The organism is Rhodococcus opacus, assembly GCF_012396235.1.
Taxonomy (GTDB): domain Bacteria; phylum Actinomycetota; class Actinomycetes; order Mycobacteriales; family Mycobacteriaceae; genus Rhodococcus_F; species Rhodococcus_F opacus.
Map to the genome: position 1 here is coordinate 64,146 of NZ_JAAXPA010000009.1, position 19,627 is coordinate 83,772.

At 67.2% G+C, this 19,627-nt stretch carries 16 protein-coding genes and 1 pseudogene; 1 reads left to right on the forward strand and 16 read right to left on the reverse strand.

Features of this window, described 5'->3' with window-relative positions:
- Positions 1-19: 19 nt before the first annotated feature.
- From HGB39_RS14395 to HGB39_RS14460, 14 genes and pseudogenes are all read right to left on the reverse strand, one after another.
- The gene (locus HGB39_RS14395) at positions 20-397 is read right to left on the reverse strand and encodes a hypothetical protein (RefSeq protein WP_005564948.1); all 378 of its coding nucleotides are present in this window, start codon (positions 395-397) and stop codon (positions 20-22) included.
- Between the two features lie 30 nt (positions 398-427).
- Positions 428-1,615, reverse strand: coding sequence for an MlaD family protein (locus HGB39_RS14400; RefSeq protein WP_005564949.1), 1,188 nt, complete (start codon positions 1,613-1,615; stop codon positions 428-430).
- Positions 1,612-2,661: an MCE family protein gene (locus HGB39_RS14405; protein WP_005564950.1), complete on the reverse strand. Its 1,050-nt coding sequence runs from the start codon at positions 2,659-2,661 to the stop codon at positions 1,612-1,614. Before HGB39_RS14405 ends, HGB39_RS14400 begins: the two co-directional genes overlap by 4 nt.
- Positions 2,658-3,749, reverse strand: a complete 1,092-nt coding sequence (locus tag HGB39_RS14410; RefSeq protein WP_043788885.1) for an MCE family protein — start codon at positions 3,747-3,749, stop codon at positions 2,658-2,660. Before HGB39_RS14410 ends, HGB39_RS14405 begins: the two co-directional genes overlap by 4 nt.
- Complete coding sequence (locus tag HGB39_RS14415) at positions 3,746-4,786, reverse strand: MCE family protein (protein ID WP_005564952.1); 1,041 nt, start codon at positions 4,784-4,786, stop codon at positions 3,746-3,748. The genes HGB39_RS14410 and HGB39_RS14415 overlap by 4 nt, the downstream gene beginning before the upstream one ends.
- On the reverse strand, positions 4,783-5,799 hold the full coding sequence (locus tag HGB39_RS14420) for an MCE family protein (RefSeq protein ID WP_005564953.1): 1,017 nt from the start codon (positions 5,797-5,799) through the stop codon (positions 4,783-4,785). Before HGB39_RS14420 ends, HGB39_RS14415 begins: the two co-directional genes overlap by 4 nt.
- Positions 5,796-6,848, reverse strand: a complete 1,053-nt coding sequence (locus HGB39_RS14425; protein WP_005564954.1) for an MCE family protein — start codon at positions 6,846-6,848, stop codon at positions 5,796-5,798. Before HGB39_RS14425 ends, HGB39_RS14420 begins: the two co-directional genes overlap by 4 nt.
- Positions 6,848-7,708 (reverse strand): MlaE family ABC transporter permease, encoded by an 861-nt coding sequence (locus tag HGB39_RS14430; protein WP_005564955.1) that lies wholly within the window; start codon positions 7,706-7,708, stop codon positions 6,848-6,850. The genes HGB39_RS14425 and HGB39_RS14430 overlap by 1 nt, the downstream gene beginning before the upstream one ends.
- Positions 7,708-8,517 (reverse strand): MlaE family ABC transporter permease, encoded by an 810-nt coding sequence (locus HGB39_RS14435; protein ID WP_005239607.1) that lies wholly within the window; start codon positions 8,515-8,517, stop codon positions 7,708-7,710. Before HGB39_RS14435 ends, HGB39_RS14430 begins: the two co-directional genes overlap by 1 nt.
- A gap of 63 nt (positions 8,518-8,580) precedes the next feature.
- Positions 8,581-10,173 (reverse strand): fatty-acid--CoA ligase FadD5, encoded by a 1,593-nt coding sequence (gene fadD5 / locus HGB39_RS14440; RefSeq protein ID WP_005564957.1) that lies wholly within the window; start codon positions 10,171-10,173, stop codon positions 8,581-8,583.
- A gap of 126 nt (positions 10,174-10,299) precedes the next feature.
- Positions 10,300-11,091 carry an enoyl-CoA hydratase gene (locus HGB39_RS14445; protein ID WP_005564958.1) on the reverse strand — a complete coding sequence of 264 codons (792 nt, stop codon included), beginning with the start codon at positions 11,089-11,091 and terminating at the stop codon, positions 10,300-10,302.
- Positions 11,088-12,077, reverse strand: coding sequence for an NAD(P)H-dependent flavin oxidoreductase (locus tag HGB39_RS14450; protein WP_005564959.1), 990 nt, complete (start codon positions 12,075-12,077; stop codon positions 11,088-11,090). The genes HGB39_RS14445 and HGB39_RS14450 overlap by 4 nt, the downstream gene beginning before the upstream one ends.
- Positions 12,078-14,253, reverse strand: a pseudogene (locus HGB39_RS14455) (3-hydroxyacyl-CoA dehydrogenase NAD-binding domain-containing protein).
- Between the two features lie 20 nt (positions 14,254-14,273).
- Positions 14,274-15,509, reverse strand: coding sequence for an acetyl-CoA C-acetyltransferase (locus tag HGB39_RS14460; RefSeq protein WP_005564960.1), 1,236 nt, complete (start codon positions 15,507-15,509; stop codon positions 14,274-14,276).
- Positions 15,510-15,774: 265 nt separating this feature from the next.
- Between HGB39_RS14460 and HGB39_RS14465 the strand changes: the two genes are divergently transcribed.
- Positions 15,775-17,019, forward strand: coding sequence for a TetR/AcrR family transcriptional regulator (locus HGB39_RS14465; protein WP_005253838.1), 1,245 nt, complete (start codon positions 15,775-15,777; stop codon positions 17,017-17,019).
- 38 nt (positions 17,020-17,057) lie between these two features.
- On the opposite strand, the gene HGB39_RS14470 is transcribed toward HGB39_RS14465, so the two are convergent.
- Together HGB39_RS14470 and HGB39_RS14475 are read right to left on the reverse strand one after the other, a co-directional pair.
- Positions 17,058-17,990, reverse strand: a complete 933-nt coding sequence (locus HGB39_RS14470; RefSeq protein WP_005564964.1) for an oxygenase MpaB family protein — start codon at positions 17,988-17,990, stop codon at positions 17,058-17,060.
- A 23-nt stretch (positions 17,991-18,013) separates the two neighbouring features.
- A complete protein-coding gene (locus tag HGB39_RS14475) occupies positions 18,014-19,546 on the reverse strand; it encodes an aldehyde dehydrogenase family protein (RefSeq protein ID WP_005564966.1) in 1,533 nt (510 codons plus the stop codon).
- Between the last annotated feature and the right edge of the window lie 81 nt (positions 19,547-19,627).

Sequence of the window (19,627 nt, forward strand, 5' to 3'; positions counted from 1 at the left end):
CCACTCGTATTCCCGGACGTCAGAAGAATCTGATGCCGGCCAACCGGCGACGCGCCGCGGTCGCGGGGGTCAGTAGCCAGTCGACCGTCTCGACGATCCGGCCGACGCGCAGCAGTAGCTCGTCGAGGTCCTGTTCGGTGGCCGCCAGCGACCCGACGACGCCGTCCACCGACCGGACCGTGCCGGCGAAGGTGTCGAGCCCATCGGCGAACTTGTCCAGCAACGCGTCGAACCTGCCCAGCACACGGGTGAATTCGTCGAGGGACGTCCCGATCTCGTGTGCCACGCCGTCGACGCGGCTGATCGTGACGTCGGCATTGAGTGCGGCCTGAGTGAGCCTCCTGATACGGCCGGCGGTGTCGACGCCGCCCGCCGCCTCACCCGTCGGTTTACTCATCGATGTTCTCTCCTCGGCTCGTGCACGGACCTAGCGCGGGGTGTGCCCGGTGAGTGGCGGCTCGATCACCAGCGGATCGTCCGCAGCCGGTGGTCCGTAGACGCCGCCGTTCCTCGTCGCGTTCTCCTGACCCAGGTCGTCCGGTCGTGGCACGTTCACGGCACCCCGCTGCTCCAGGTACTGCTGCGACTGGCACGTCCAGTCCAGAGCGGGCTGACTCGGTTCCGCGTCGGTCACCAGACGGCGCGGGGCGTCGTAGACGCACATCGGTCCCTGCGTTCCGACCAGGAGTAGGTCGGCGAGTCCGCCCTTCTCGATCGACGCGATCTTCGGCAGCGCGCCGGGCATGATCGTCAGGCCGTAGTCGAGGGAGGGTGTGCGGTCACCGACGATCTGGGTGGGGAGAACCAGATTCGCCATCAGCGCGCCCAGTGAGTCCCGATTTCCGGACAGCAACGCGTCCAGGCTCGCCATCGTCTGCGGCGAGCGTCCGAGCAGGTCGACGAGGGCGGAATCGTGGGCCCGCAATTGCTCGAGGACGTTCCGCGCCGTACTCGCCGATTCCGGCAGAGCCGCGGTGAGACCGTCCGCCGTGTCCAGGAGCGGCATGCCCTTGTTCACGATGGTCGACAGTGCGTCGGTGCGGGTTTCGAGTGTCCGGGCGATGTCGGCGGAACCGTCGAGCAGGTTCTGCAGGTCCGGTCCCGTGCCCCCGAAGGCGGTGCCGAACGTGTCGGCCAGCGAGGACAGAGCGGTGACGTCCATCGAGTTCACGAGGTCCGTGGTCTCGACGAGGGTCGCGTCGAGCGAGCGCGGGATTCCCTCCTCCGGAACCTCGACGACGTCTCCGTCCGCGAGGTACGGCGGGTCCGCGCCGTCGGGCATGATGTCGAGCGCCTGGATGCCGATCGCGTTCTCGGTGGTGATCTTCGCGGTCGAACCGGCCGGCACCTGCATACCGGGATGCAGTTCGATGCCGAGGACGACGCCCGTCCCTCCGGGGTTCACGTCGACGGAGCTGATTGTGCCCACTCCGACGCCGCGATAGTTGACGGACGCTCCCTGGGCGAGGCCCGCGGCGTGGTCGAGCCGGGCACTCAGGTGAATGGGAGTTCCGAACGTGTCCGGGCCCGCGACGTACCGCAGCCCGAACAGAATCGCGGCGATCGAGATCACGAGGAACAGGACCAGCTGCGCCACCACGTGACGTGTCATCATCGGACGCCTCCGCCGAGTACCTCAGGCAGCGTGCGGGCTTCCGGCACCTCGAGCGGAGCCGATCCGGTGAGCAGCTTGGCGATGACGGCGGTGACGTCGAACGTTCCGTCGAACGTCGTGTAATCGCCCGGTGTGGCCGCGGCGAATCCACCCAGGAACGTCGCCACCGAATTCAGTGTCGGCGCGAGTTGCGACTCGAACCCGTCGAGCGCCGTGAGTACGGCCCCCGCGTCGCTGATCTCGGCCGACAATTCGGATCCGGCGCTGCCGAGGACGTGCTGCGCCTCGCGGCTGAGACGGGACGCCTCCCCCATCAGCGCGACGATCTGATCTCGTTGCGACACCAGGAGATCCACCGCCGGCACCAGACCGGTCATCGCCCGGTCGAGGATCGGTTGCCCGGCAGCGAGTTCCGCTGCGAAGGCATTGGACGCCACCATCGCCCGGTCGAGTTCGTCCCGGTGGTCGTCGACGACCCCCAGCGTGTCGTTCAGCATGTCCACCAGTTCCCGGACCTTGTCCGAGCGGCCCGTGAAGGCGACGGTCAATTCGTTCATGATGGCGTGCATCTGGTCGATGCCGCTGCCGTTCAGCACGGTGGCCAGCGCGGCCAGGCCGCTCTCGATGTCGGGACCGCGCGACGTCCGATCCAGTGGGATGGTGTCGCCCTCGCTCATCGGCGCGCCCGCCGCGTCCCCGACGTCGAGCCGGACGAAGGGATTGCCGAGGGCCGTGGGCAATTCGATCCGGGCCGTCGCATCCTGCGGTATCGGGACGTCGTCGCGGATCCGCATCTCGATGTGAGCGGTGAAGTCCCGGGTCGACACGTCCGAGACGCGGCCCACCACCTCCTGGCCCACCCGGACCTCGGCGCCCGGGACGACGCGATCGACTCCGTCGAACTGCGCGGAGATCTGATACGACGGACCTTCCGGCGAACGGCCCACCGACAGATCCTGCAGGCTCAGCGAACACCCTGCGGCGGGCAGCATCACACCGACGATCAGTGCCGCCGTCAGCGACTTCGTTCTCGTCCGGATCGTCATCGTCCTCCGACCATGAGTTCGCGCAGCCCGAACGGGTCGGACATGCTGGGCGGAAACTGAATCGGGTTGGTGATTCCCGCTCCTCGGCAGAGGATCGGATCGACCACCGCGCAGAGCGGGGACGTCGGCTCGGCTTGCGCCAGGTTCGTGGAGATGTTCAGTCTGATGCGGGCACGCTGGTCCGGAGTGACCGCACGCTGGATGTTGTCGATCAGCAAGGGCACCAGGTCCATGATCTCGGCGAGGTCGGTGTCGTGCCTCTGCAGCACCTCGCTCACGCCCGCGAGGTTGTCGATGCCGGCGGCGACGTCGCCGCCCCTGGCGGACACGAGTTGGTCGATCTGGTTCAGGAGCGCGGACAACTGGTTCACCGTGTCGCCGATCGCGAACTTCTGGCCGGCGAACTCGTCCCCGATCGCGGTGAGCGAACCGGCCAGTGAATCGACCTGCGCCTGACGCGACGAGATCGTGTTCACGAGCACCTCGAGGTTGTCGACGAGCGCTCCGACATCCGCACTGTTGCCCGCGACCACCGAACTCGCCTGCGACAGTGTGCGGATGGCGTCGTTCATCGCGGGACCGAGGCCGTCCGTCGACGCGGCGGCAGCGGAGATCGCGGCGCCGGCGTCGCCTCCGTCCGGGCCGAGCGCCTTGACGACGGTGTCGACGCTGTCCATCAGCTGGTCCCAGGTGATGGGCGAATGACTGCGTTCGGGTGGAATGGTCTGCCCACTCTCGAACACCGGGCCGCCGGTGTACGCGGGACCGAGTTCGACGAAGCGCTCACCGATCGCGGACGTCACCAGCACGTACGCGTTCGCGTCCGCGGGGAGCACGACGTCCGACGCGACGGACATCGTGACCATCACGGTCGCGCCTCTCGGCTCGACCACCTCGACGGTGCCGACCGGAACCCCGAGCACCGAGACCGTGGTGCCGGGGAACACGCCGTTGACGTAGCCGAATTCGGAATGCACGACAGTGGACGACGTGCGGAAGATCAGCAGCCAGCCGGCCACGACGACCGCCACCACGAGGGCGAGCACGCCGCCGATCCCGGCGGCCCGGCGCGCGATGCCCGCGTTCACGAGCACCCCGTGATCAGCCCGACGACGCAGAGCAGGTTGTCGGCGATCACGGCCGACGGCGCCGAGACGTCGGCCCAGTCGCCGGTTCCGGTCGCGTTCACGAGTGCCCTCGCGGCCGGTGCACCCGTGGTCAGGAGCGCGTCGAGGTTCGCGAGGTTCGCCTGCAACCGGTCCGTCACCTGCCTCGCGTTCGCGAGCAGTGAATCCAGCTCGGCGGTGTTCTCACCCAGGAACTGAGATGCCTGTGCGACGAGCGCCTGGAGATCGTCGACCATCTGGCGGATGGCCGCACGCCGGGTGGCGAGCGTGTTCATCACGACGTCCGCATTACCGAGCAGGGTGGTGAGCTGATCCTGCTGACCGACCAGCACGTCCGTGAGGGTCCGCGAGCTGTCGAGCAGCTGCGTCACCTGGTCGGCGTTCTTCGCCAGGATCGCGGACGCCGCACTCACACCCGCCAGTGCCTCCCGGTTCAGGTTCGCGTCCTGCGGCAACGTCTCCGTCACGACAGCGAGCATCTTCTGCAGTCCCCCGAGGTCGAGTTCGTCCGCCGTCTCGATCGCGGACGACCCGATGTCGTCGAGCGAGTACGGGACGCTGGTGCGGCGGAGTGGAATCACCCCGTCGTCCCCCAGGTCTCCCGGCCCCGACGGCGCCACGTCCAGATATCGCTTGCCGAGGATGGTCGACAGCTTCACTCCCGCGGACGTCGTCGATCCGAGGTGACGCTCACCGTCGAGCCGGAAGTGCACGACCACGTGATCGCCCGCCAGGTCCACTGCGGTCACCCGGCCGGCGGGGACACCCGCCACGTACACGTAGTCCGAATCGGTCAGGCCCGCAGCGTTCGCGAGTTCGGCCGTGTAACCGTCGGTCCGCACCGCGAAGCTCACCCGCGGGATCACCAGAACCAGCGCCAGCGCCAGCGTTGCCGCGAGGATTCCGGCAATCCCGACGATCAGCGGGTTGACGGGGCGCACTCGCTGATTCCCGGCCAGCGAGTCCCAGACGTCGCGCACCTTCTCGGTGACACTCATTGGCAGTACCTCGAATGCAGGTCGGGACCGAGGACACCTTCGCGACCGTCGACGTTGACGATGAAGGTGCACAGGTAGATGTTGAGCCACGAGCCGTACGAGCCCGAGCGGTCGACGGACGAGAAGAACTCCGGCATGGCGACCATCAGGTGATCGAATTCCGGGTTGGCGCCCAGCATCGCCCCCGTCAGCGAATCGAGCCGTTCCACGGTGCGGCTGAGCTCCGGGACGCGGCCGTCCACGATCTGCAGCGCCGAGCGGCTCACCGCCGCACTCTGATCGAGGGTGTCCATGAGCACCTCGTTGTTCTCGGCGAGCATTCCGGTGAACTGGGTGAGGCTGTCGACGAGGTGGGACAGCTCGGGACCCCGCGCCGCCGCCGTGCCCACCACCACCTCGAGGTTTCGGATGAGATCACCGATCAGCTGATCGTGATTTGCCAGGTTGCCGGTGACGTCCGCCACCCGGCGCAGCAGAGTTTCCATGCTCGTCTTCCTGCCGTCGAACACGGCGACGACTTCGGTGGCGAGTGCGTTGACCTGTTTCGGGTCGATGGCGTCGAACAGTGGCTTGAATCCGTTGAAGAGACTGGTGAGATCGAGTGCGGGCGACGTTCGGTCGAGCGGGATCGTGTCGCCCTCCTCGAGCGTGCCCTGGCCCGACGGCCCGGCCGCGAGATCGAGATACCGGACCCCCAGCAGGTCGCCGTATCGGATGGCGACGGTGGTGTCGGCGGGAAGTACCTGATCGCGCTGCACCTCGAAGTCCACCAGGGCGGTGGCACTTCCGGCGTCGCCGTCGACGATGTCGATCGAATCGACGCGTCCCACCCGCACGCCGGCGATGGTGACGTCGCTGCCGGGAGTGACCCCCTGGGCGTCGGTGAACAACGCCGTGTACGTCACGGTCTGCCCCTCGACCGGCACCCGCAGAGTGTTCACCACGAGCACTGCCGAGAGGATGCCGAGGACGGCGAATATCGCCAGTTTGATTGCCGAGTTCCGGACGCTCATCCTCCGCCACCTCCCCCGCAGTTCGGTCCGTCCACGCCGGGATACCGCGGGCAGTCGACCGACGTGTAGGGCCGCGGGTTGGACAGGTCCGCGGCAACGCGGACCGCGAACTTGCCGGTGGAGAAGACGGCGGCGCCGGCCTCGCCGAACGGGCCTGCCTCGTCGAGGGTGGCCCGCAGCAGATCGGACTTGCTGGCCATGGTGCCCAGGGTCGGCGAGACGTTCAGGGCCACCGCGATCATGTTGTCCGCGTTCTGTTCCAGGACGTCGCCGGAGTTCCTCGACACGACGAGTGAGGCGGCGAGGAAGCCCGTGAAGCTGTCGGTGTTCTCGACGAGAGTGCTCGACAGGGACACCGCCGCGTCCATGGTGGCGAGGACGTCCGGTGCGGCCGCGGCCAGCTGCTCACTGATCCGGGCGATCTGCGGCGCCCGCTCCGCGACCGACTCGACGAGGGGCGCGGTCGACGTCGCCACCGTGTGGAGGCTGTCGATGGTGTGCCCCAGCTGCTCGCCGCGGCCACGCAACGCGTCCGCGACGGCACTGAGTGCGGCCTGCATCTGCTCCGGCTTCACCCGCGACAGCATGTCGTAGACCTTCGAGTACAGGTCGTACATCTGGACGGTCTCGGCCGAGGTGTCGGGTTGCAGCCGCGCGCCGGCCTCGAGTCGGGCGCCGCCGGTTCCGGCGGTCGACACCAGCTCCACGGTCTGGTCACCGAACAGCGTGCGGGGCACGACCCGCACCTGCACGGACGCCGGGATGTGACGCATCTGTTCCGGGCGGAGACTGATGTCCATGCCGGTCTCGTTCATTCCGGGGTCGACACTCGACACGGTCCCCACGGTCGCCCCCTTGTAGGACACCGTGGTGTGCGACTTCACGGCACCGGCGTCGGCCGGAAGCGTCGCTGTCACCACCGGATCGGTGACGATCGCACCGGTGCCGAAACCGACCAGCAATGCCGATCCCAGGATCAGGACGGCCACTCCGATCACCCCCCGCACGGCGAGTGCGCCGTTGCCCGGTCCCCCCGGACGGCCGCGCATCACGGCAACCCCAGTGCGGGGGCGGACGGGACGAGGCCCCACAGCGAGAGCGTCAGGAGCAGGTCGACGATGCCGATGGCGAGGATGCTGGTACGCAAGGCGCGTCCGGCCGCACGGCCGACGCCCTCGGGGCCGCCGTACGCGTGGTACCCGTACGAGCAATGGACGAGCGCGATGATCGTCGCGAACACGACAGCCTTGACGAAGGAGTACACGACGTCGGTGGGGGTGAGCATGAGATGGAAGTAGTAGTCGTAGGTTCCGGCCGACTGCCCGCCGAATGTGACGATCACCAGCCGCGAAGCGAGGTACGACGACAGCAGGCCGACGATGTACAACGGGATCACACAGATCAGGCACGAGACGAGTCGTGTGCTCGCGAGGAACGGCAGCGACCGGATCGCCATCGCATCCAGCGCACTGATCTCCTCCGAGATTCGCATGGCGCCGAGCTGGGCGGTGAATCCGGTTCCGACCTTCGCCGCGAGCGCGATGCTGGCGATCACGGGCGCCAGTTCGCGGGTGTTGAGGATCGCCGACAGGAGTCCGGACAGGGATCCCATACCGAGCAGGTCCAGTCCGCGCAGCCCCTCGATGCCCACCTGCGTCGCGGCGACGGCGGACATCGCGAAGACGACGCCGATCGCGCCGCCGCCGGCGAGCAGCGTGGCACCGCCGAAACTGATGTCGCCGATCTGCCGCATGATGTGCCGCCAGTACTTGACGATCGCGAGGGGAATTCCAGCGATCACATTGCCGTAGAACGTGAATTCCCGGCCCAGCCCCGTCATCAGGTCGAGGGGCTGGCGGGCCCGGGTCCGCACCCAGTGCCCGGCGGGCCATCTGGCACTCACGACCATCAGTAACCACCTACCGGGACGACGAGAACGGAATAGAGCTGACTGAGCACCGTGTTGACGATGAAGACCAGGATGAAGGCCAGGACGACGGCCTCGTTGACGGCGTCGGCGACACCGCTGGGTCCGCCCTTGGCGTGCAGCCCCTTGAAACTGGCGACGAGCGCCGATGTCACCGCGAACGCCATCGATTTGACGAGGGCGACCACGAAATCCGACAACCGCGTGTACTGGGACAGTGCGGTGAGAAAGCTTCCCGCCGAACTGTTCTGGACGACCACCTGGAAGAGGAAGCAGGCCGACACTCCGACGGCGGTGACCATCGCGCACAGTGCGACGCCGACGATCACCGCCGCGAGCACTCGCGGGACGACGAGCCGCTCGATCACGTTGAGCCCGAGGACCTCCATGGCCTCGACCTCTTCGCGGATCGTCCGCGAGCCGAGGTCGGCGCAGATCGCGGACCCTCCGACCCCGGCCAGCATCAGCGCGCAGACCAGTGCGGACGCCTGCCCGACGATCACGAACCCTACGACCGCCCCGGTGTACCCCTCGGCGCCGAGCTGACCGGCGAGGCTACCGATCGTGACCGCGATGAGGACTCCGATGGGGATCATCAACAGCAGGGCGGGCGCCGACGTGACCGACGCGATCCGCCAGGCCTGGTCCAGCAGTTCCCGCCAGGCCAGCTTGCGCCGCACCAGAACTCGCACCGCGGCCACCGTAGTCGCGATCGAGAATCCGATGAGTGCGCCGACTTCGTTGGCGAAATGACTCACGGGCCCTTTGGCGGGTGGCAACTCGAATGTCACGCGGTCCTCCCCCGTTGCCGGTCACCGCAGAGTGGCGACCGGCTCGAGATGTTCGATACGGGGTCAGACGACCGCGACGCCGGTTGCGCCGTGGGCCTTTCGGAGCTCGCCTTTGACGACCTTGCCGCTGGCGTTGCGGGGCAGTGCGTCGACGATCACGACGTCTTTCGGGTGCTTGTACCGGGCAAGCTTGTCGTCGAGCCACGCCGCGAGTTCTTCCACGGTCAGGTCGGATCCCTCGTCGTCGAGTGCGACGACGGCGACGGGCACCTCGGTCCACTTGGGATCGGGCCTGCCCACGACGGCGGCCTCCCGGATCCGCGGGTGTCCGAACAGGACGTTCTCCACCTCGGCGCAGTAGATGTTCTCGCCGCCGGAGATGATCATGTCCTTCTTTCTGTCGACGACGTAGACGAATCCTTCGTCGTCCTGCCGCACCAGATCTCCGGAGTGGAACCACCCACCGGCGAACGCATCCGCCGTGGCGGCCGGGTTCTGCCAGTACTCGAGCATCATCGTCGGTCCGCGGTAGACGATTTCGCCGACGGTCCCGGGTGCGACGTCGTTCATGTCGTCGTCCACGACGCGCGTCTGGATCGTCGGGATCGGTTTGCCCACCGAGCCCAGCTTGCGGATCGCGTCGTCCCCGTCGAGGACGCAGGTGATGGGCGACATCTCGGTCTGCCCGAACACGGCGACGATGAGCGCCCGCGGGAACGTGTCCGCCATGGCGCGCAGCACCGTATCCGATGCGGGCGCCGCACCCCAGCTGATGACGCGAAGGGCGAGGTCGCGACCCCGGACGGTCGGGTCGGCGCAGACGGCCTGCCACTGCACCGGCACGAGGAACACCGTCGTGATCCGCTCCTGCTCCCACACGTCGAGCATCTCGGTGGGGTTGAACGCCTTGAGCGGGTGAATCACCGTGGTACCGCCCAGCATCAGCATCGGGGCGACGGAACCGAGAGCTGCCACGTGGAAGACGGGGGACGCGAGGAACCCGATGTCGTCGCCGCGGTCGTAGCGCATCGCGCGGATACAGGTGATGGACTGTCCGACCATGTTCGAGTGCGAGAGCACCGCACCCTTGGGTGTACCCGTCGTTCCGGACGTGTAGAGAATCAGGGACGGTGTGTCCTCGGGCAGATCGACGGGTGCATACGCCGGGCCGGCCTCCGACACGAGTTCTTCGTAACCGAGCACGCCGGCTTCCGAGTCGGCGCCGATGTTCACGACCAGGCTCAGTTCGGGAACGTCCTGACGCACCGCCGCGACCAGCGGTGCGAGCGCGGGCTCGGTGAACACCGCACGAGCCCCGCAGTCACGGGCGATGAACGCGACCTCGGGCGGGGTGAGCCGGAAGTTGACGGGGACCGCGATGGCACCGAGGGCATTGATCGCGAGAACCGCTTCGAAGAATTCGGTGCGGTTGAGGGTGAGCAGCAGAACACGGTCGCCGAAGTTCACACCGCGGCGGGACAGCGCGCCGGCGAGCGCCTCCGATCGGTCGTGCAATTCGCGCCAGGTCGTACTGTGGCCGAGAAAGCGGAACGCGGCCTGATCGGGCTTCATCTCCGCGTGCGACGCAACCCAGTTGTTCCAGTGGTTGCGGCGGGATTGCAGTGGCTGCTCCAGCAGCTCGCTACGTGACGACATGTGGTGGTGGTCCCTTCGCTGTACTCGCGCCCGGCGCCCGTCCGTCCGTTCGGACCCGCACCGAGCTGTGACGAGTATTACAGATCTCGACGTCTATCGGAACAGTCTTGTTAACCGCAATTCGCATCAGCTCCGGAAGTTCGGAGCGCGTTTCGCGAGCATCGCGGTGACGCCTTCGACGAAGTCGGGGGCCTGCAGCAGTTCCGCCTGGCCCGCCTTCTCGCGGTCGAGTGATGCATCCAGAGCTGTGAGCGTCGCTGCGGTGAGTGCCCGCTTGGTGAGTTCGATGGCCCGCCTCGGACCACGAGCGAGCCGGGCCGCCACGGCATCGACATGCGCGGCGAGTTCGTCCGGAGGAAGGACGCCGGCGATCAGTCCGTCCCGCTCCGCCTGTGCGGCGGGTAAGCGCTCTCCGAGGAGAGCCATCCGGGTAGCCCGTGCCCGGCCGATGGACGCCGCGATCAGCGCGCTGGAACCGCCGTCGGGCATCAACCCGATGTTGACGAACGCGAGGAGTAGATAGGCATTCTCGGAGGCATATGTCAGGTCGGCCGTCAGAGCGATGGACGCCCCGACGCCCGCGGCCGCCCCGTTCACCTGAGCGATGACCGGGACCGGCAACTCGACGATGGCACGAACCACCCTGTTGGCGGAGTCCATCACCACCTCCGCGGTGGCTTCCCGGCCTCCGGCCGCGGCGGCCGCCGCGAGGTCCGCGCCCGTGCTGAACGCCTTGCCCGCCCCCGCGATGATCACGACGCGAACCGAGGAGTCCGTGGCGGCTGCGGTGAGCACGTCGCCCAGCGCCGTCATGTGTGCCAGGTCGAGGGCATTCATCCGGTCGGGGCGGTCGATCGTGATCCGGAGGACCCCGGCCTCGTTGACGACGCGCAGCCCGTCGACCGCCGGCGCGGTCACGACACCGCTCCGATGCGCGAGTCGACCGTGCGCGCGAGCCGCCCGGTGATGATCGATTCCGCCTCCGCGACCATCCGGGTCACGAGTTCGCGCACGGTCGGGATGTCGTCGATCAGGCCCTGACTCTGTCCCGCGGTCCAGATTCCGGCGTCGAGATCGCCCACTTCGAACACCGTGCGTCCCCGGGCTCCGGCGACGAGATGCTGGATGTCGGCGAATTCGCAGCCACGGGACTCGATGTCGACCACCTCGGCACTGATCGCGTTGCTCGCGACGCGGGCGGTGTTGCGAAGGGATCGGAAGATGAGTTCGGTGTCGCATTCGGTGTTGGCGACGATCTGTTCCTTGACGGCGTGTGCCACCGGGGATTCGACCGTGCACATGAATCGGGTGCCCATGTTCACGCCGTCGGCGCCGAGTGCGAGCGCGGCGACGAGACCGCGCGCGTCCGCGATACCGCCGGACGCGATCACGGGGATCGTGAGCTTTCGGGTGGCGGCCGGGATCAGGATCAGGCCCGCGACGTCGTCCTCACCGGGGTGGCCTGCACATTCGAAGCCGTCGATGCTGACCGCGTCGACACCGACCTGTTCCGCCTTCACCGCGTGCCGCACGCTCGTGCACTTGTGGATCACCTTGATCCCCGCGTCCTTGAGGTGCGGGAGGTGGTCCACCGGATTGGAGCCGGCGGTCTCGACGATGCCGATTCCGGAATCGATGATCGCCTGGCGGTACTCGGCGTACGGCGGCGGGTTGATCGACGGGAGGATGGTGAGATTCACGCCGAACGGTTTGTCGGTGAGCTCCCGTGTGCGGGCGATCTCCGCGACGAGATGTTCGGGGGTCGGCTGGGTGAGCGCGGTGAGAAATCCGAGCGCTCCCGAATCGGCCACGGCCGCTACGAGTTCGGCACGGCCGACCCACATCATGCCACCCTGGACGATCGGGTGCTCGACACCGAAGGCCTCGGTGAATTTCGTCCTCATTCAGTTCACCTCTTCGAACGTGCCGCCGGTGGCGGCCTTGTCCAGCAGTAGTTGGGGTGGGAGGAATCGGTCCCCGTACCGCGCGGCGAGAAGCTGCGCCCGGGAGACGAATCCCTGGATCCCGCCCGGGTACTGGTCGATGTAGCGGGCCACGCCGCCCGTCCAGCCGGGGTAGCCGATGCCCAGAATGGAACCGACGTTGGCGTCGGTGGTCGATTCGAGCACCCCCTCTTCCAGGCAGCGGACCGTCTCGACGGCTTCGATGAAGAGCATCCGCTCCTTGATGTCCTCGAACGGAATCTCGGTGCGCGCACCGTCGCGCCGGAACGTCTCGAGCCCGGACCACAATCCGACGCGCTTACCGTCCGCGTATTCGTAGAAGCCGGCGCCCGTGGAGCGACCCCTGCGGCCGAACTCGTCGATCATGCGATCGACGACGGCATCCGCCGGATGTGGCTCCCAGGATTTCCCCTCGGCGAGTATCGCGGCCTTCGTCTCCTCGCGGATCTTGCGGGGCAGCGTGAGCGTCAGTTCGTCCATCAGCGCGAGGACAGGAGCGGGGTATCCGGCCTGCGACGCCGCCTGCTCGATCGACACCGGGGAGACGCCCTCGCCGAGCATCGCGATACCTTCGTTGGTGAACGTACCGATGACGCGGCTCGTGAAGAACCCGCGGCTGTCGTTGACGACGATCGGAGTCTTGCCGATCTGCCGGACCACGGCGAGCGCGCGTCCGAGCGCGTCGTCGCTCGTCTTCTCCCCCTTGATGATCTCGACAAGGGGCATCTTGTCGACCGGCGAGAAGAAGTGCAGGCCGATGAAGTCCTCGGTGCGCGAGACGTTTTCGCCGAGGAGGGTGATCGGCAATGTCGACGTGTTGGAGCAGAGCAGTGCGTCGGGCGCGATGAAGCCGTCGATCTCGGCGAACACCGTGTTCTTCACGGCCGGGTCCTCGAACACGGCCTCGATGACCAGCTGGGCGCCCGCAGTGTCGTCGGGCCTGTCGGTGGGGAGGATCCGCGCGAGGATCGATTCGGCCTTCTCGGGGGACGTCCGGCCCTTGGCGACCGCCTTGTCCAGAAGAGTCTTCGAGTAGCCCTTGCCCTTCTCGGCCGCGGCCAGGCTCACGTCCTTCAGCACCACGTTCATGCCCGACTTGGCACACACGTACGCTGTGCTCGGCGCCCATCATCCCGGCGCCGAGCACCGCGACCGTGCCGACGGGTACGCGGCCTGCTCCGTCGTACTGCTCGACCAGACTGTTGGCCTTCTGGAGGTCGAAGAAGAACGCGCGGATCATGTTCTTCGAGATCTGTCCCGTGGCCAGCCCGGCGAAGTAGCGGTTCTCGATCTTCTGAGCCGTGTCGAAGTCGACGAGCGCGCCTTCGACGGCAGCGCTCATGATCGCAATCGGAGCCGGATAGGGCGCGCCTTTGAGCTGTTTCCGCAGGTTGGCAGGGAATGCGGGAAGGTTCGCGGCCAGCGCCGGGGACGCGGGAGTTCCACCGGGAAGCCGGTACCCCTTCACATCCCACGGCTGCACTGCGTCGGGGTTGTCGGCGATCCACTTCTTCGCCGCGGGCACCAGGTGATCGACGTCGTCCACGAGTTCGTCGATCAGGCCGAGACCGTGCGCCTTCTCCGCGGTGTGACGCTGCCCCTGCAGGAGAACCTGGGTGAGAGCGGGGACGATTCCGAGCAGGCGCACCGTCCGGACCACGCCGCCCCCGCCGGGAAGGAGACCGAGCGTCACCTCGGGGAGTCCGATCTGCACGCCTGCGGCATTCAGCGCGATCCGATGGTGGGTGGCGAGTGCGATCTCGAGTCCGCCGCCCAGGGCGGCGCCGCCGATGGCCGCGACGACGGGCCTGCCCAGCGTCTCCAACCTGCGGAGTGGTTCCTTGATGCGGTCGACGTTCGCCATCACCGCCTCGGCCTGTCCCGCGCGGGACTTCAGGATGTCGTTGAGGTCGCCGCCGGCGAAGAAGGTCTTCTTCGCGGAGGTGACCACCACCCCGGCGATGGTGTCGCGCTCGGCGGTCAAGCGGTCGACGACCTCGCCCAGGGACACGATGAACCCCTCGTTCATCGTGTTCGCGGACTGGGCGGGGTCGTCGAGAACGAGGGTGACGATTCCATCGGCGTCCTTCTCGTACCGAATTGTGCTGTCAGTCATGCTGTTCGCTTCTCCTGTGGTCAGTGCTGGATGCGTTCGACGACCGTCGCGATGCCCATGCCCGCGCCGACGCACAGGGTGGCCAGGCCGTAACGCTTGCCCCGGCGTTCGAGTTCGTCGAGCAGCGTGCCGAGGATCATTGCGCCGGTGGCGCCCAGGGGGTGGCCCATCGCGATGGCGCCACCGTTCACGTTCACCTTGTCGAGCGGGATCTCGAGGTCCTTGGCGAACTTCAGCGCCACGGAGGCGAAGGCCTCGTTGATCTCGAACAGATCGATGTCGGAGACGTCGAGCCCGGCCTTCGCCAGTGCTTTGCGCGCCGAGGGCGCGGGACCGGTGAGCATGATCGTCGACTCGGAGCCGATGACTGCCGTGGACACGATTCCGCCGCGCGGCGCGAGGCCGGCGCGTTCACCTGCTTCTGCGCTGCCGATGAGCACCAGGGAGGCACCGTCCACGATTCCGGACGAGTTGCCGGCGTGGTGGACATGGTCGATGCGCTCCACCCAGTGGTATTTCTGCAGTGCCACCGCGGAGAATCCGCCCTGCTCCCCGAGAGCGGCGAACGACGGCGTCAACGCCGACAGGCCCTCGACGGTGGCGCCGGGCCGCATGTGCTCGTCCCGGTCGAGGACGACGACACCGTTGCGGTCCCGCACCGGGACGACCGAGCGATCGAACCGTCCGTCGGCCCAGGCGTCGGCCGCCAGTTCCTGTGAGCGAACTGCGAACTCGTCGACCTGGCTGCGACCGAATCCCTCGATGGTCGCGATGAGATCGGCGCCGATCCCCTGCGGGACCATGTAGGTGTCGTAGTTCGTCGCCGGATCGAGTCCCCATGCACCGCCGTCCGATCCCATGGGCACCTTCGACATGGACTCGACGCCGCCCGCGAGAACGAAGTCTTCCCAGCCGGAGGCCACTTTCTGCGCGGCGAGGTTGACGGCCTCGAGACCGGAGGCACAGAAGCGGTTGATCTGGACACCCGCGACGGTCTCGGGCAGTCCGGCAGCCAGCGCCGCGACACGCGGAAGCACGCCGCCCTGTTCACCCAGCGGCGACACGATTCCGAGCACGATGTCGTCGATCAGTGCCGGGTCCAGACTCGGATTCCGGACCTGGATCTCCTCGATCAACCCGACCGCCAGGTCGATGGGCTTGGTGCCGTGGAGGGCACCGTTGCTCTTACCCCGTCCGCGAGGGGTTCTGATCGCGTCGAAGATCAATGCCTGCCCGCTCTGCCGGGTTGCACCCATGATCCAGTACCTCCGATAGTTCGAAATGTGACATCCAGGAGCGCACGACCGTCAGGAGACCGCGGACACATGCGAATTGTCGTTAACTTATTCTGCGCGTTCCTCACGTGTCAATAGCTCTACGGCAACTCCGCAGCCAGATTCACCGGCATGTTCCGAGAATGTGGGGTCACAATTTCTCCGCACGCGACCCTCAGCCGACCCGACGATGCGAAAGTCTCGGTTAAGATCATCGACAGTTAAACTGGCAGAAGACTGCCGATCGATGGAGGTGACCGTGGCCCGGACCAGCACGGCGGCCGGTGCCGCCACCGAGCGGCCGATCCGCCGTCGCCCGAAGAATCGCAAGGCCCAGATCGCGAACGTCGCGGCCGAGGCCTTCAGCGAGCGCGGCTACCACGCGGTCGGCGTCGACGAGATCGCGGCCACCATCGGGATCTCCGGCCCCGCCCTCTACCGGCACTACCCCAACAAGTACGCCCTGCTCGTACACGCCGCCACCACGACAGCCGACGCACTGCAGGCGGCAGCGGACGGCGCCCTCGACGGCATGGCCGAGCGCGAGCCCGGCGACCGACTCGACCATCTGATCTCCGCGCTCGTCGCGAACACCATCGAGAACCGCAAGGTCGCCGGGCTCTACCGCTGGGAGGGCCGGTACCTCGAGGCCGAGGATCGCACGCGCATCCGCGACGTCTTCGTTCACGTCACCCGATGCGTGGCAGACCCCCTGCGGGAACTGCGACCCGAACTCACGTCCGTCGACGCCACGACGCTGGGGGCGTCGACGCTGAGCGTGATGGGGAGCATCAGCGCACACCGCACCACTCTCGCGACGCGCCGGCTCGACGCGCTTCTGAAGTCGGCGTGCGAATCGATCCTGCGCGCGACACTGCCTCCCGCCGTCCCGACCGAAGGAAGGAACACGGGCACAGGTGCGGTACGCGGCCTGGCGGTGACGTCCAAGCGTGAGTTGCTGATCAACGAGGCCGTCAAGATCTTCGACCGGCACGGCTACCACGACTCGAGCATCGAAGAAATCGGCGCCGCGGCCGGCATCAACGCGTCGAGCGTGTACCGCCACTTCCCCAGTAAGGCCGACCTTCTCGCAGCGGTGTTCTACCGCGCGTCCGACCGGCTGGCCGTGGCCACCTCGGCGGCGCTGTCCACCGCCACCGGCCCCGAGGATGCGCTCCGCAAACTCGCCGAGTCCTACCTGGAACTCTCGTTCGGGAACCCGGAAGTGCTGTCGGTGTACTTCGCGGAAATCGGGAACCTCCCGAAGAACGAGCGGACCAATCTCCGCAACGTGCAGCGCCTGCACGTCGAGGAGTGGGTCCACCTGGTGACCACCGTGCGCACCGAACTCTCGGCTCCGGAGGCACGGTTCCTGGTACACGCAGCGCTGGGGCTGGTGCTCGACATCGGCCGACTGGTCCACTTCGACACCCGCGAGGAGTCGCGTGCGCGTCTCCACACCCTGATGACGGCGGTCCTACTGGGCCACTGAGGCCGTGTCCCTGGACGAGTCGCCCAGGGACACAGCCGTCACGCGGCGCGTCGACGGAATCCGCGGTGATTGTCGCTGTCCGCGCCCAGATCACGGGGACGGTAGCCCACCGGGTATCCGGGGTAGCTCCGGTTGTGCCGATCCCGTGCGGCCTTGGACTCCCGACGTGGCGGTAGGAAGCGCACGAACCTCGCACGGACCCCCAGCGCACGGCGGGACGCGTTCTGCAGCCAGATCGGGGCGGCGGGAAACCCGAACGCTGCCAGCATCATCGGGTCGAGGAGCGCGTAGACCCCCTGCGCGACGAGGGGCCGGAGTGGCGCCGGAAACCAGGAACAGAACAGCTTCAGCGTGTAGGTGCCGACGCGATGGTTGTCGTCGGTGTACCGGAAATACTTCCGCTCGTAGTCGACTTTGAACCGGTAGAAGTCCTCGAAACTCTCGGGAATGTTCTTGATTCCCATTCGGATTCCCACCTGACGGTAGAAGTGGAAACACGCGAGACGCTCGTTCGGAGTCAGCCGCCGCCATCCGAAGCGGTCGATCCAGTCGATCGGCTCGTAGATGAAGGTGGTCAGCACGTACAGCATGTCGCCGTTGTCGATGTCGTACTTGCCGTGCATTCGGTTCACGACGCGCAGTGATTCGATGCCGCGCTCGGAGTCGTAGCCGTGTTCGACGAGTTCGGCCATCAGCAGTGCGGTGTCGTCGTACCTCTTCTGCGGCCGTTTCTCGAACTCACCGGTGCGCTGCAGCAGTTCCGAAATGGTGGGGACACAGTATGTCCGGAACAGCGCGAACTCGAGCGACCGCTGGTAGTCCCACGGAAACTCGTAGCCGGCCGTGATGCGATGGATCTCCTGGTGATCCCGGACCGGGTCGAGTTCCTCGATCCGCCGCTGCCAGCCGTGCCTGCCCCGCGGAACCCCGCCCGGCGCGCCGGAGTCGGCGCGCTTGCTCTTCATCAGCATGTGAATACCCTCCTGCCGCGTGATCAGCGTCCGTGCCGGTTCTTCAACATCCAGGCCGAGATCTTCATGTCCCGCGACTTGCGCTGCATGGTGAGCAGGTTCAGCGGAGCCGCGAATCTCTGCCGGGCGATGGATTTGACCCGGCTGAATTCACGCAGACCGTCCGCTCCGTGGATCCGGCCGAAGCCCGAGTCTCCGACACCGCCGAACGGCAGCGCCGCCACGCCGGCGAACCCGAGCACCGAACCGATCGTCACCACTCCGGCCCTGAGTTTTTCGGCAGCCTGCATCGCCTTCGTCGCATCCCTGGTGAAGATGGACGCGCCGAGCCCGAACGTGGTGCCGTTGGCCTTCGTGACCGCCTCGTCGAGGCTGGCGACCCTGTTGATGACGACCGTGGGGCCGAACGTCTCCTCGCGGATCGCGGTGCTGTCCTCGGGAACGCCGGTCAGCACGATCGGTCCGACGTAGCCGTCCTTGATGGATTCCAGTCCGCCGACCACAGCGGATCCGCCCTTGTCGAGTGCATCCTGGACGTGGCCGCGGACGACGTCGGACTGGCTGGCCATCGTCATCGGACCGTATGCGGCGTCCCGGGGGCCGGGGCGCAGGACCTTCGACTTCTCGGCGACCAGCCGGACGAACTCGTCGTAGACCGAGTCGACGACGTAGATGCGCTCGACGCCGGCGCACGTCTGTCCAGCGTTGCCCATCGCCCCGAACACCGCGAAGCCGGCGGCCTCGTCCAGGTTCGCGTCGGCGTCGACGAGCATGGCGTCCTTGCCGCCCGCCTCGACGACGAGGGGGGTCAGCGTTTCGGCACACGCGGCCATGACGCGCTTGCCGGTGGCGGCAGATCCGGTGAAGGCAATCTTGTCGACCCCGGCCGAGACGAGAGCAGCGCCGGTCGACCCGTCTCCGGTGACCACCTGCAGTACAGGTTGGTTGGGGACGAGCGCCTTCCACTTGTCGGCGAGCCACACCGCGACCCCGGGGGTCAGCTCGCTGGGCTTGAAGACGACGGTGTTGCCCGCCGCCAGCGCATAGGAGATCGACCCCATCGGCGTGTACACGGGGTAGTTCCACGGCCCGATGACACCGACCACACCCATCGGCTCGTATCCGACGCTGCTGGCCTGGTTCGCGCTGACCAGTCCCGATGGCACCTTCCGCCGCTTCAGAACCTTGCCCGCGTTCTTCGCGGCCCAGTCGAGGTGTTCGATGGCGAGCATCACTTCGAGGAGCGCGTCGTCGTACGGCTTGCCGGTTTCCGCGGCGACGAGCGCGGCCAGCTGCTCGCCGTCCCGGGCCATCGACTTCTTCCAGTCGAGGAGCCATTGTTTGCGGCCGTCGAACCCGAGAGCGTTCCACCATTGCGCGGCGGCGCGGGCCGCGTCGACGGCGTCGCGCACCTCCCGCTCCCCTTGGATCGGGTACTCGGCCAGGACGTTGCCGTTGCGCGGGTCCAGGGACGCGAACGTCTCCGGCGCCGGCTCCGTCCGGGCTGCGGGCTGCTCGCCGGCCGTCGTCTCGGTCGTCTCCGCCTGCTGTGGCATGGTCTGTCCTCCCTCGAGATCACATCAAATATATGTGATGTGATGTAATGTAGTGGACATCACAGTATGCGGCAGACCCCA

Excerpts from the sequence above, each read along its gene's own strand:
- HGB39_RS14395 (WP_005564948.1), bottom strand. The coding sequence starts at position 397 with ATGAGTAAACCGACGGGTGAGGCGGCGGGCGGCGTCGACACCGCCGGC.
- HGB39_RS14400 (WP_005564949.1), bottom strand. The coding sequence starts at position 1,615 with ATGATGACACGTCACGTGGTGGCGCAGCTGGTCCTGTTCCTCGTGATC.
- HGB39_RS14405 (WP_005564950.1), bottom strand. The coding sequence starts at position 2,661 with ATGACGATCCGGACGAGAACGAAGTCGCTGACGGCGGCACTGATCGTC.
- HGB39_RS14415 (WP_005564952.1), bottom strand. The coding sequence starts at position 4,786 with ATGAGTGTCACCGAGAAGGTGCGCGACGTCTGGGACTCGCTGGCCGGG.
- HGB39_RS14420 (WP_005564953.1), bottom strand. The coding sequence starts at position 5,799 with ATGAGCGTCCGGAACTCGGCAATCAAACTGGCGATATTCGCCGTCCTC.
- HGB39_RS14425 (WP_005564954.1), bottom strand. The coding sequence starts at position 6,848 with ATGCGCGGCCGTCCGGGGGGACCGGGCAACGGCGCACTCGCCGTGCGG.
- HGB39_RS14430 (WP_005564955.1), bottom strand. The coding sequence starts at position 7,708 with ATGGTCGTGAGTGCCAGATGGCCCGCCGGGCACTGGGTGCGGACCCGG.
- fadD5 (WP_005564957.1), bottom strand. The coding sequence starts at position 10,173 with ATGTCGTCACGTAGCGAGCTGCTGGAGCAGCCACTGCAATCCCGCCGC.
- HGB39_RS14450 (WP_005564959.1), bottom strand. The coding sequence starts at position 12,077 with ATGAGGACGAAATTCACCGAGGCCTTCGGTGTCGAGCACCCGATCGTC.
- HGB39_RS14460 (WP_005564960.1), bottom strand. The coding sequence starts at position 15,509 with ATGGGTGCAACCCGGCAGAGCGGGCAGGCATTGATCTTCGACGCGATC.
- HGB39_RS14465 (WP_005253838.1), top strand. The coding sequence starts at position 15,775 with ATGGAGGTGACCGTGGCCCGGACCAGCACGGCGGCCGGTGCCGCCACC.
- HGB39_RS14470 (WP_005564964.1), bottom strand. The coding sequence starts at position 17,990 with ATGCTGATGAAGAGCAAGCGCGCCGACTCCGGCGCGCCGGGCGGGGTT.
- HGB39_RS14475 (WP_005564966.1), bottom strand. The coding sequence starts at position 19,546 with ATGCCACAGCAGGCGGAGACGACCGAGACGACGGCCGGCGAGCAGCCC.